The sequence below is a fragment of the Streptomyces sp. NPDC052496 genome (genome assembly GCF_040679095.1).
Taxonomy (GTDB): Bacteria; Actinomycetota; Actinomycetes; order Streptomycetales; family Streptomycetaceae; genus Streptomyces.
Genome location: NZ_JBFAUH010000060.1, coordinates 1 through 11,465 on the forward strand (window position 1 = coordinate 1; position 11,465 = coordinate 11,465).

Annotated in this window: 9 protein-coding genes and 2 pseudogenes; 2 read left to right on the forward strand and 9 right to left on the reverse strand. The window is 71.6% G+C overall.

The features are described from left to right. Nucleotides 1-213: 213 nt before the first annotated feature. The 9 genes and pseudogenes from AB0L45_RS39245 to AB0L45_RS39285 all read right to left on the reverse strand — a co-directional run bounded on the left by AB0L45_RS39245 (nucleotide 214) and on the right by AB0L45_RS39285 (nucleotide 9,644). Nucleotides 214-1,362 carry a winged helix DNA-binding domain-containing protein gene (locus tag AB0L45_RS39245; protein ID WP_365848596.1) on the reverse strand — a complete coding sequence of 383 codons (1,149 nt, stop codon included), beginning with the start codon at nucleotides 1,360-1,362 and terminating at the stop codon, nucleotides 214-216. Nucleotides 1,363-1,593: 231 nt separating this feature from the next. Continuing rightward, the gene (locus tag AB0L45_RS39250; RefSeq protein WP_365848597.1) at nucleotides 1,594-2,409 is read right to left on the reverse strand and encodes a DUF4253 domain-containing protein; all 816 of its coding nucleotides are present in this window, start codon (nucleotides 2,407-2,409) and stop codon (nucleotides 1,594-1,596) included. 476 nt (nucleotides 2,410-2,885) lie between these two features. Further along, on the reverse strand, nucleotides 2,886-3,977 hold the full coding sequence (locus tag AB0L45_RS39255) for a DUF5954 family protein (RefSeq protein ID WP_365848598.1): 1,092 nt from the start codon (nucleotides 3,975-3,977) through the stop codon (nucleotides 2,886-2,888). A gap of 582 nt (nucleotides 3,978-4,559) precedes the next feature. Further along, on the reverse strand, nucleotides 4,560-5,279 hold the full coding sequence (locus AB0L45_RS39260) for a hypothetical protein (protein WP_365848599.1): 720 nt from the start codon (nucleotides 5,277-5,279) through the stop codon (nucleotides 4,560-4,562). Beyond that, complete coding sequence (locus AB0L45_RS39265; RefSeq protein WP_365848600.1) at nucleotides 5,276-7,234, reverse strand: ABC transporter permease; 1,959 nt, start codon at nucleotides 7,232-7,234, stop codon at nucleotides 5,276-5,278. The genes AB0L45_RS39260 and AB0L45_RS39265 overlap by 4 nt, the downstream gene beginning before the upstream one ends. Then, a complete protein-coding gene (locus AB0L45_RS39270; protein ID WP_365848601.1) occupies nucleotides 7,231-7,995 on the reverse strand; it encodes an ABC transporter ATP-binding protein in 765 nt (254 codons plus the stop codon). The genes AB0L45_RS39265 and AB0L45_RS39270 overlap by 4 nt, the downstream gene beginning before the upstream one ends. 42 nt (nucleotides 7,996-8,037) lie before the next feature. Further along, nucleotides 8,038-8,241 (reverse strand): hypothetical protein, encoded by a 204-nt coding sequence (locus tag AB0L45_RS39275; protein ID WP_365848602.1) that lies wholly within the window; start codon nucleotides 8,239-8,241, stop codon nucleotides 8,038-8,040. 17 nt (nucleotides 8,242-8,258) lie between these two features. Then, nucleotides 8,259-8,465, reverse strand: a pseudogene (locus AB0L45_RS39280) (NAD(P)-dependent oxidoreductase); the annotation flags it as partial. 18 nt (nucleotides 8,466-8,483) lie between these two features. After that, nucleotides 8,484-9,644: a magnesium and cobalt transport protein CorA gene (locus tag AB0L45_RS39285; RefSeq protein ID WP_365848603.1), complete on the reverse strand. Its 1,161-nt coding sequence runs from the start codon at nucleotides 9,642-9,644 to the stop codon at nucleotides 8,484-8,486. Between the two features lie 222 nt (nucleotides 9,645-9,866). On the opposite strand from AB0L45_RS39285, the gene AB0L45_RS39290 reads away from it, so the two are divergent. Then, nucleotides 9,867-10,256 carry a cell division protein SepF gene (locus AB0L45_RS39290; RefSeq protein ID WP_031004748.1) on the forward strand — a complete coding sequence of 130 codons (390 nt, stop codon included), beginning with the start codon at nucleotides 9,867-9,869 and terminating at the stop codon, nucleotides 10,254-10,256. 54 nt (nucleotides 10,257-10,310) lie between these two features. Beyond that, nucleotides 10,311-10,934: pseudogene (locus AB0L45_RS39295) on the forward strand (ATP-binding protein); the annotation flags it as partial. Between the last annotated feature and the right edge of the window lie 531 nt (nucleotides 10,935-11,465).

Consider the following 11,465-nt stretch of genomic DNA (forward strand, 5'->3'; position numbering starts at 1 on the left):
AACACCCTCATCACCGACCAGGCCCTGCGCGACCGCATGGGCGACGCCGCCCGCACCAACATCCAACGCTACGCCACCGACACCATCGTCCAGCGCTGGGAAGACCTCTTCACCTTCCTCCAACGATGAGACGCCTGGCCATGAGGCTCGTCGGACGATGAGTCGCTGCCCGGCGACGCGCCACCCCCGTAGCCCATCGCTCGGTCGGGTCGCTCAGTCGCCGGGCAGCACCCGTATGTCGGCGGCCGGAAGGCCCTTGGCCCACCAGTGGTCGTAGCGGCGGTAGGGCGTCGGATCCCGGTCGGCCAGGAAGCCCGAGAGGGACCGGGCCTCCGTGGCCAGCCCCTCCCAGACCTCCTCGGGGAGGGGGTGGAAGGCGGTGGCTTCGATGCCTCCGTCAGCCGGCCGCCAGACGCCGGCGACATAGCCGTCGACCAGCAGCGTGGGCAGCACATCACCGTTCATACGGATCACGAGCTTGCGGTACGCGGGCGGGATGACGCGGCTGCGGTCGGCATAGGCGAGCAGGACGCTGTCCCACATCGCCATCAGCCGGGGCGGAGCGGGGGTGTCCTCGGCGGGACACGGTGCGCCGGGGACGTCGTACAGCACCGTGCCTTCCGGGCCTTCCAGTTGCACGAGGTCGCCGGCGAGCGCCTGCACCGCGGCTTTGACGCGGTCCCGCCGTACCAGCGAGAACTGCGCGATGTCCGCCACCGTTGCCGGACCGAACCCTGCCAGGTAGCGGCACACCAGAGTGCGCAGGCTTGCTTCGGCGGCCCCGGCATCTGTCAGCGCCGGCCGCGTGCCGGCCGCCACGTAGGTCTGCCGCGTGCCGAACAGCCACGGTGCGTCAGCGGGTGCGTGCCACCAGGGGACGTACTGCCGCAGCATGCGCCAGGCCGACTGCTCCAACGGCGCGCCGAGCCGTTCTTCGAGATGGCTCTGCAAAGCGGCGGTGGTGCGTGGCTCGTCGGCGTACGCGAGCAGTTCCGGTACGAGGGCGTCGGCGTCGGCCGCCGTCAGCCCGGACGCGCGGAAACGGGCGTCACCGAGTCTGGAACCGCGCAGCGTCGGCTCCACCGCTTCCCGAAAGGGCCGGTAGTCCTCGGCGTGCACCAGGTGCAACGTGACCCGCATGAGCGTGGCCTTGACCGCTCGGCGACCGGCCACGGCAGCGTCGAGGCCGGCCGGGGTGAAGCCGGCGAGCCGGTTCCACAGCGCGATGTACGGCGAGGCGGGCTGCTGCGCCTGTAGGGCGACCACCTGCCGCAGCGCATCGGCGACGCCGACCGGCTCGCGGCCGAGCAGCAACTGCCGTGCGAGCGTGGAGCGGTTGAGGGAACGCGCGGAGATCGTCATCGGCCGATTCTGTCGTGCGTCTCGACGCATGTCTTGGGGATCAACCTCCGGTTTCTTGGCGATCACCGCCGCGGTGCGCTTCTCCTGTCCCTGACCCTGCCGCTCTCGGTCTTCACAGCCTGCGCAGTCTTCACGGGCTCCGCGGAAGCAGCCTCGTCGCCGTCGGCCGCGGCGGGCCACACCCGGCTTCACCGGCCCGACGGCTCCGTCCCGAGCCGTCCCCTCGGCAGGTCAGTCCCACCACAATTCCCAGTTCCCGGCGCCTATGAGTTGTTCGGCGTACGAGGCGAGGGACGGGTGGGGCCCCTGCCAGAGGATGTCGGGGCAGACGGCGAAGTGCTCCGCGGCGACGAGCAGGGCGTCCTCCTCGGTCGTCGGGGGTGCGGCGATACTGAGGTGCAGGGTGGCGAAGCCGGCCGCCACCACCCGTGCGCCGAAACGCCGTTCCCAGTCCCGGACGACCGCGGCGTACTTGGCGGTGTCGTTGTCGTAGTTCATCGGGCCGCTCCACCCGACGGCTGCGAGGGCGTCGGCTCCGCTGCCCGCCGCGACGAGGCCCAGGCGTACGTAGGGTCTGCGCGCGGCGAAGACCTGGGCGAAGGCGGCCGCCACCTGGTCCGGGTCGGTTGCCGGCTCGCGGCCGGGCGCGAATCCCGGCCACGTCCGTCCGAACGGCACGGTGGCCGCCGGAAGACCGTCCGGCGCCTGCGCGGCCCCGCCCTCGCCGCCGGCATCAGTGTGCTTCTCCCACCATCCGGCGAGGAGTTCCGCGGGGGAGTGGGACCGCGGTGAGGACATGTCCTCGGGGTACAGCTCGCCCGAGCCCCAGGGCCGGAACTCGTCGTCCCCCGGGTGGAGGGAGTCGAGCAGCAGGGGCCACAACCCGGACGTGGCGTGCTCGGCCAACAGCTGCGCCCAGAGGCCGGCGGTGACTGCGTCGTCGCTCATCCAGAGGGCCGCCACGTCACCGGCGCCCTCCTCGGACGCTATCGTCCGGCCGGGCGGCAGGGCGAGGCCGGCGGGTGAGCGAAGCAGTTCCGTGTTCATATGCGGATGGTAGAACCGGGGTCTGACATCGACGTGCCGGAGCCCGGAGCCCGGAGCCCGGAGCCCGATGTCCGGTGTGGGCCGGTTCGAAAGCTTCGAAGACATCCCCGCCAGTTACCGGCTTGCCCTTTCCGCCGCGTCAACTTCCACGGTCTTCCGTGCGGCCGGAGAGACCGGCCCGGCGATGTCGCCCGTCGAGGGCTGCAAACCCCGACGGCAAATCCCGGCGGCAAACCCCGGAGCCGACCACCGCAGGGACGCCACATGCGGGACCATGACCGCATGACCGCATGACCGCATGACCGCATGACCGCATGACCGCATGGGCGCCCGTTTCCTGAGCATCGCCGAGCCGGCCGAAGTCCCGTCCGCGGCGGTCGTGGACGGCGGAGGACCTCTACCGGAACCGCGGCGGCGACCGCGAGGACTACGGCCTGCTCACCCCGCCGAACAAGGCCTGATCCGCCCTCGAACCGTCAGGAAGAGTCGTTCTCCTGGTCGTGGTGAACATTGCCGTTCTCGTCGAGGGGTGGATGCATGCGGCAGGGGGTCTGGGTGGCGATGTCGGACGGGCGGGGGCCTTCGGGGCCGTCGGGGCCCCAGCGCAGCAGTCGGCGGACGCGGCAGATCCGGTGCACGGTGCCGTGGGCCTCGACCTGGTTGACCCGTTCGGAACGGATGCGGTCAGCGGCTCGGGCGTACTCGGCCAGCTCTTCGGCCGCGGGGCCGGTGCCCTCGGCAGCTACCGTACGGGCGTCGGTGTGCAAGGTGTCGACATCGTTCGCGATGAGTCCTCGCATGCGTGGCTGGAGCCATGTCAGGGCGAAGTCCAGCGACCTGCGGGCTCCGTGCGGGCTGGCGTGCAGGCCCCCGCCGGTCTGCCATACGGAACCGCTCCTCTCCACGACTCTGAAGGTCGTGGGCAGCAGCAAGACGTCGGGGTGGGTCTCCAGCGCCCGGCGGGAGTCCTCGCACATGCTGTCGGGGAACCGGGATCCCGTATAGGCCAGGCCGCGCAGGGCCAGCCGCTCCGCGGCCTGAGCGGGCGTGACCGGCGCGTCCGGGTCCAGAACCAAGTCCTCGTCGATCGGATCCTTGGCGCCACGGCTCCAGTCGGGCACGGCGGGCTCCGGGTCGGTCGGGCGGGGCTGCTCGATGCCGTCGGGCCCCATGCCCGCGTACTCCTCGACACGGATGATGCGATAGCGGCTCCCGCGTACGGTGAGGTCGTCGACGGGCTCGCTCTCCAGCCGGGCGACCGCTGCCAGCAGGGCGCGCCGTTCCTCCCGGTCCTGGGCCTCGTCCTTCGCCCGGAACCACAGCAGGGAGTTGAGGCTGTCCCGGGCCTGCTGCGGACAGCCGGCCTCCACCGCCGTCACCACCCGCCACCGCGCTGCCGGCTCGGCGTCCTGTACGGCCACGCCGAACAGCGGGCCGCGTACCAGTATCGACGCGATGCCCGGTACGGCGTCGAGCGCGTCGGCCTCCATGACCGCTTCCACCGGATTCTGCGGACGCCGCACCGCGATCGGCCGCATCCGGCCCCGGCTCACGTTTTCCTGGCCCATGCCCTCATCCTGCCGACCACGGCCGGCGCTTGACATGGTTTTCCGCAACCCTCACCCCCATCGGCGTCTCGCGATGCACTCTCGTTCGGGACCTGCCTCGCTCCACGCTGTCGGGATCACCTCAAAGGGGCAGGGCATGCTTGCTCGCCCGGGGCGGTTACTGGGTCCTCATGTGGCCGGCGGTCAGGGTGACGCGGGCCTCTTCGAGGCGGTCGAGGTGGCGAGGACGATGCCGAGGTCGAGGCGGATCTTTCGCTCCAGGCAGGCATGCGCGCCGCCCCGAAGGTGCGGCGCCGCCCCGCCAGCTGGTCCATGGAGCGGGCTTCGAAGCAGCTGCCGTCCGAGGGCGCGCCGGGCGCGCAGGCCGGCGCCGCGCGGGTGATCCGTTCGTGCTCGCCCTGCTGCCCGAACGTGTTGACGGTGCCGAAGGCCTGGGCCTCGGAGCCCTGCGCCAGCAGGAGCGGCACCGCCAGGGCGGCAGCCCCCAGCACGGCCGTCAGGCGGTGCCGGTAGGAGCGCGGTCTTTTGTTGTCGTTCATTTTCTGGTGGGCCGGGTTCCTGGTGAGGCGCTGCCGCCGTGGGTCAGTTGGGTGACAGGGTGATGTTGCCGCCGTCGGCCTGAATGGTGATACGGCGGGTGGAGCCCGGGTCGGTGCGGACGCTCGACCGCTCGTTGCCGCCGTCCGCCCGCAGCTGGGTGGCGTATCCGGCGTCCGGTACGCGGACCGTGGCCGCGCCGCCGTCGCTGGAGATGCGTACGGAGTCCGGGGCGGAGGTGAACTGGGCGGTGACCCGGCCGCCGCCGGAGCTCGCCGAGAACCGCTTCGCCGTCATCTCCTCGGCGCGCACGCTGCCCCCGTCGGCCTGTACATCGGTCACCCCCGCTAGGCCGCGCACGCTCACGTCGCCGCCGTCGCTGTTGAGGTGCACGGCCATGGTGCGCGGCAGCTCGATCCGGTAGTCGACCGCGCACGTCGACGAGCCCATGTGGGAGCCGCAGTCGCCGGCCCGCAGAGAGAGGTCGCCGCCCCGCACGCTGTGGGTGGCTTCCGGCTTGGTGCCGTCGAAGCGCAGGGTCTCGGTGACCCGGACGGGCCCCTGGTCCTTGGCCGTGACGTCGATGGTGCTGCCCGAGCCCTGCACCCGCAGGGTGGTGACCTTCTCCGTCACCTCGTACGACGAGGACTCGGTCTGTGTCTTGCCGCCGCATCCGGAGGCGAGGGCTGCCACGGCCGCCACCGCGGTGCACACCGCCACGGTGCGGGTCTTGGTGGAGGCAGGGGTGCGGACTTGCTGTGTCACGGGGTTCCTTCTCTTGAACGGTCACGTGTGGCGATGCGGGCGGGGACGAGGCAGGCGAGCAGGGCCAGCAGGAGGCACGCCACCGTGCCGGCGCCGACCGCGGGCCAGGGGAGGGAGACGGGCAGGGCGGTGCCCGCCGCCAGGAATCGGGAGTTGATCAGTGCCGTGGTCGCGTACTGCGTGCCGGCGGTGACCAGCAGGCCCAGCGCGGTGGCGACGGCCACCACCAGCGTCGATTCGAGGGCGACCGAGGCCAGTACCTGGCGGCGCGACCCGCCGGCCAGCCGCAGCAGCCCGAAGTCGCGCAGCCGGTCGCCGGTGGACATCATCATGGTGTTGACGATGGCGAGCAGCGCGTAGAGCAGTGCGGGCCCGAGGATCGCGATCATGGCCGTCGTGTCGTACCGGGTCCGCTGCCGGGCCTCGGCGGTGACCTGCTGCCGCGCCGGGGAAACGTCGGCGTGCGCCGCCTCGGTGCCCTTCAGGGCGTCGGCGAGGGCCTGCGGACCGGTCCCGGAAGGGGCGGTCACGTACGCGGTGGTGGGCAGCGCTCCGCCCAGGTGCCCGGCCATCGCCTCGGAGGGGACCAGGACCTCGGCGAGGCTCTGCGGCGGCCGCACGAGCGCCACCAGACGCAGGCCGACGGGTGTGCCGTCGTCCAGTGTGGTGGGCAGCTCGTCCCCGAGCTGCCAGCCGTGGGCGCGGGCCAGGTCCGTCGCGACGGCGACCGTCAGGCCGTGCAGCTGCCGGACGGAACCCTCGTCGGTGGGCAGGTCCCACGCCGTGGCCAGGTCCCCGCCGACGGCCATCGCGCCCGCCCGGGCGGAGGTGCGCTGCGACAGACCGTCGAGTGTGACGGGCACGGTCGTGGTGACCGCTGTGCCGGGCAGCGCCCGCAGCCGGCCCAGGGCCGCGGCGGACAGGCCGGTGTCGGCGGCCGTCACGGCGTACCGGGCCCGTACGGCGGAACTCTCCTGGACCTCTCTGGCATCCGCGAAGGACAGGGTGCCGCCGACGACCGTGCCGGTCAGCCCGATCACCAGGAACGCCGGGGTGGCGGTGGAGACCGTACGGCGGATGGCGACCAGCGCGTTCTGCCGGGCCAGCAGGCCGGACGGGCCGCGCAACAGCCGCGTGGGGAGGGTGAGCAGCCGTACCAGCGGCGGCACCAGAACAGGCGCGAACAGCGCGACGGCGATGACGGCCATGATGTCGAACAACAGCGTCCACATCGGCGTGTTCTGCGGATTGCGCAGCTCGGGATCGCGGGCCATCGGCCCGGCCATGGTCGCGAACAGGGCCGCCACCGTGCCGAAGAGCGCCAGATAGAGCAGTGCCCACAGCCACCGGCCGAGGGTCATGACCCTGCGGTCCGCGGCGGCGTCGCTCAGCGCCTCGGTCGGCCGGACACGACCGGCCCGCCGGGACGCGGCGAACGCGCCCACCAGGGCCACGAGCAGGCCGGTGCCCGCCGCGATCAGCAGCGCTGCCGCGCCGGGCCGCGCGGTGAAGTCCCGGGGAGCCAACGCCTGGCCGACCAGCCAGGCAGCGAAGCCGGGAGCGATCACCAGGCTCAGCGCGCAGCCGGCGAACGCGGCCAGCACTCCCACGGCCATGGCCTCCGCCAGGACCAGCAGCCGCACCTGCCGGGAGGTGGCGCCGACGGCGCGCAGCAGGGCGGTCTCCTGGCGGCGCTGGGCGACCGCGAAGGCGAAGGTGCTGGCCACGACGAAGACGCAGACGAAGCCCGCCATCCCGGCCATGAAGCTGAGCAGCTTCTTCAGCGACGGCGCCGCGGGGTCGGGGTTGGCGCCGAGGCTGCCGTTCACCAGCAGGCCGGTGGCACCGATCAGCGCCACACCGAGGGTCAGCGCCACGAACGAGCCCACGAAGCCGGACCAGCGGCGGCGCAGCGTACCCACCGCTATCGGCAGCAGGGTGAGGGTCTTCGTCATGGGGCGGTGCCGCCCGCCGCGACCGGCTCCAGCCGGGTCATCCGCTCGGCGACCTGCTGCGAGGTGGGCCGGTCCAGTGCGTCGGCGATCCGCCCGTCGGCGAGGAAGACGACCCGGTCGGCGCAGGACGCGGCCACCGGATCGTGGGTGACCATGATGGTGCTCTGCCCCTCCTCGTCGACCAGCGTGCGCAGCAAGGTGAGCACGTCGCGGCCGGTGGCGCTGTCGAGCGCGCCGGTCGGCTCGTCCGCGAACAGCACCTGCGGCCGGGTGATCAGGGCGCGGGCGATCGCCACCCGCTGCTGCTGGCCGCCGGACATCTCGGAGGGCAGGTGTCCGGTACGTCCGTCCAGGCCCACCCGGGCGAGGGCGGCGTGGACTTCGGTACGGCCGGGCCGCCGCCCGGCCAGCCGCAGTGGCAGCCCCACGTTCTGCGCGGCGGTGAGCGCGCCGAGCAGGTTGAAGCTCTGGAAGACGAATCCGATCCGGTCGCGGCGCAGTGCGGTCAGCGCGTTCTCGCTCAGCTCCCCGAGGTCGACGTCGTCCAGGACGACGCGGCCGGACGTCGGCCGGTCCAGGCCCGCGGCGCACTGCAGCAGCGTGCTCTTCCCGGAGCCCGAAGGACCCATCACCGCTGTGAACGATCCGCGGTCGAAGTCGACGCTGACCGCGTCCAGGGCATGGACCACTCCGTGACCGGACCGGTAGGTCCGGGAGAGATTCTCCAGCCTCACGACAGGGGTTCGCTGGTTTTGGTGCATGAATTCCAAACTGAATGAGGACGCTTGCGCAAGAGCGGGCAATCATGTCAGTTGATCATGAAAGGCGGGCAATCCCCTCTTTGCTGCGACAACATTGGGAAGTTCGGTGATATCGGCGGCTTCGGGTGCCGGCGAGCCCGACAGGGTGAGCAGTGCCGAGCGCGCGACGGTGGTCGCGGCGCGTTCCTGCGCCTCCGTCGTACTCGCTCCGAGGTGCGGGGTGACCGCGGTGTCGTCCAGGCCCAACAGCGGCGAGCCGACGCACGGTTCGCCGCGAAGGCGTCCAGGGCCGCTGTGGCCGGACGTCCGGTCGTCAGTGCCTCGTACGGCGCGGTCTCGTCCATGACGCCGCCGCGCGCGGTCTTGATCAGGCGGGCGCCCGGCCGCAGCAACGCGAATTCCGCGCTGCCGATCAGGCCGGTGGTCTCGGCGCTGCGTGGCAGACGGATGTCACCGCGAGGTGATGCGATTGCGCCGGCGGCGGCCCCTCAGAGCCAGTCCCGCCGCTTGAAGATGACGTACAAACTGGTGCATACGACGGCCATCAGGACGATCGCGAATGGGTAACCGAACGCCCAGTGCAGTTCCGGCATGCGGTCGAAGTTCATGCCGTAGATCGTGCCGACGAGGGTGGGGGCGAAGAGGATGGCGGCCCAGGACGAGATTTTCTTGATTTCCTCGTTCTGCTCGAAGCCGGCTTCCGCGAGGGCGCGCATCTCGGCGTTCTGCTGCTGGTTCACCAGGGTGGCGTTGACGGTGAGGATGTCCTGGAGGGCCTGGCGGAAGCCGTCCACGCGTTCGGTGGTGTGGGTGGCGTGGTCGGCGACGTCGCGCAGGTAGCGGCGCAGTTCCTCGTCGATCTCGTATTTCTCGAAACCCGCGGTCAGGCTTTCCAGCATGCCGTTCAGGGGGCGGGTCGCGCGCTGGAATTCCACGACTTCTCGCGAGAGTTCGTAGATACGCCGGGAAACGCGCGGGTCACCGCCGAAGACCTCGGTCTCGATCTCGTCGATGTCGTTCTGTACTCCGGCGACCACCGGTGCGTAATCGTCCACCACCGCGTCGAGGATCGCGTAGAGGACCGCCTCGGGTCCGCGGTCGAGGAGTTCCGGGGTGGCTTCCATGCGGCGGCGTACGGCGGGCAGGTCGGGCGCGCCGCCGTGCCGGACGGTGATCACGAAATCGGGGCCGACGAAGACGTGCAGTTCCCCGAAGTCGACCTCCTCGGGATCGTCGAGGTAGCGCGCGGCCCGCAGGACGACGAAGAGGGTGTCGCCGTAACGCTCCAGTTTCGGCCGCTGGTGGGCCTCCAGTGCGTCCTCCACGGCCAGCGGGTGAAGGTCGAATTCCGAGGCGAGGGTGACCAATTCGGAGGATGACGGCCGGTGCAGGCCGATCCAGGCCAGCGAACCGGCGGTGGCGCGCAGGTGCCGGAAGGTGTCGGCGAGGGTTTCGTGGGTACTGAGGCGATGTCCGTCGCGGTAAAGAGTGGCATTGATGACACTGCCGGTGGACGCGGCGCCGGCCTCCGGCGCCGGCGGTTCGTCCGTGGCGCCGGCGGGCGGCACCGCGGCCGCCGGCCGCTTCTTCGCCGGCTTGCGGAGGCCGCGCAGGCCGCGCAGCCCGCGGCCGGGAGGATCGACGCTCATGGCGGAACACGACCTACGTAACGGAGGGAACGAACGGGAACGGGGGATCTGGACGCAGGATATATGCCTAGGGTGTCGGCGCTGATCCGTGGCCATGAGGCAGGATGGAGGAGCCGGGTGACGCCATCCGTGTGTCGCACCCGAAGACGTATAAGCGGTTATCCCTACAATTGCGCGATGCAGATAGCGAAGTTGTCCAGCCCCTCCGGGAGAGGTGATTCGGTGAACGGGCCCGACGCCACCGACGAACAGTGGGAAGGGCTCGCCGAGGTCGTTCCCCTTCGCAGCGGCAGTGAATGGCCCTCGTGGCCGGATCACCGTGCCCTGCCCGACGAGGAACCGGGCGAGGAGATGCGGCGGTTCGTCGTCATCCGGGTACAGACCTTCGCCGACGCGCGCGAGGTCGCCGAGTACCTGATGGCGCAGATCCCCGTCCTGCTCGACCTCAGCAGCGCCGACGCCGACGTGGCCAAACGCATCCTGGACTTCTCCAGCGGCGTCGTCTTCGGACTCGCCAGCGGGATGCACCGGGTCGACACCAACGTCTTCCTCCTCGCGCCCGTCGGCACCGAGGTCGCCGAGCCGCCGGCGGGTCTCGTACCCCGATCGTAGGAAGGCGTTGCAGCCGTAACGGTTTTGCTTTCGCCGGTTGCCTAGCGTCCTCGTATGGACACAGATAGTGTGCGCCCGGCAGTCACCGAATTACGTCTGTCCGCCTTCAAGTCGCATCGCGGCGCGACCTTCCCCCTGGGCCCGTTGACACTGCTGACCGGCGCGAGCGGCAGCGGGAAGTCCAGCGTGCTGCAGGCGTACGAGATCCTCGCGCGACTCGGCAGCGGCGCCCGGCTCGGGCGGGCCGTGGCGGCGGCGCCCGGGGGCGCCGCCGGGTGCGTACCGGCCTGGGCACGCCCCGACGGCCAGGGAAGACGCGGCTTCCGCATCGGCTGCACGGTCGACGGCCCGGTCGGCCCGGTCCGCCTCGACGTCGCCGTACAGGCCGAGCCGGAACTGCGCATCGTCGGCGAGCGCCTGACGGGCGGCGGCGAGACCCTGCTGTCGACGGCCCTGACCGACCCGGCCCGGCGCGCGGTACAGGCGGCCTGGTACACGGCCGGCTCGACGCCCGTGACGCGCGCGCCACTGCCCGACGACCGTCTGGGTACGGCCCTGCTTCCGCTACGCGTCGCGGGCAAGACGGCCGGGCAGCGGCTCGTCCTCGCGGCGGCGGAACAGGTGGTGGTGGCACTCCGGTCGGTGTTCGCCTGCGACCCACGCCCGGAGGTGATGCGCGGCGCGGGCCCCGGCGGCTGCGGCGCGGGGGCGGAGCTGGGGGGCGCGGGGCCTCGGGGTGGGGGTAGGTGCAGTTCTGGGACTGGGGTTGGGACTGGGGTGGGGGGTGGGACTGGAGTTGGAAGTGGTGTTATGGCGGGCGGGGGCCGTGCGTCCGGTGTTCGTGGTGGGCGTGCCGGGCGTGAAGGGGGGGCTGGGGCGCCGGGGGTGGGTAGGGGGCGTGGGATGCCTGGGGTGTCTGGCGTTTCTGGGGCGCTTGGGCCTTCTGGATCTCCGGGGGGCGATTGGTCTGGGGGAGCGGGGAGTCGTCGCGATGGCGCTGACTCCAGTGGTCCCGCTGATTTCAGTGGTCCGGCTGGTCCCGCTAGTGCTGCTGGGCTCACTAGTACCGCTAGCCCCGCTGGTCCCGGTAGTACTGCTGGTCCCATCGGGTCCGGCGAGGGCCTCCCCGGGTCCAGCAGTCCTGCTGGCGAGCGTAAGGTCACCGGCGCCAACCCCGGTACCGGTACCGGGGTTGGCGCCGGTGACCTT

Excerpts from the sequence above, each read along its gene's own strand:
- AB0L45_RS39265 (WP_365848600.1), bottom strand. The coding sequence starts at position 7,234 with ATGACGAAGACCCTCACCCTGCTGCCGATAGCGGTGGGTACGCTGCGC.
- AB0L45_RS39285 (WP_365848603.1), bottom strand. The coding sequence starts at position 9,644 with ATGAGCGTCGATCCTCCCGGCCGCGGGCTGCGCGGCCTGCGCGGCCTC.
- AB0L45_RS39245 (WP_365848596.1), bottom strand. The coding sequence starts at position 1,362 with ATGACGATCTCCGCGCGTTCCCTCAACCGCTCCACGCTCGCACGGCAG.
- AB0L45_RS39250 (WP_365848597.1), bottom strand. The coding sequence starts at position 2,409 with ATGAACACGGAACTGCTTCGCTCACCCGCCGGCCTCGCCCTGCCGCCC.
- AB0L45_RS39255 (WP_365848598.1), bottom strand. The coding sequence starts at position 3,977 with ATGGGCCAGGAAAACGTGAGCCGGGGCCGGATGCGGCCGATCGCGGTG.
- AB0L45_RS39270 (WP_365848601.1), bottom strand. The coding sequence starts at position 7,995 with ATGCACCAAAACCAGCGAACCCCTGTCGTGAGGCTGGAGAATCTCTCC.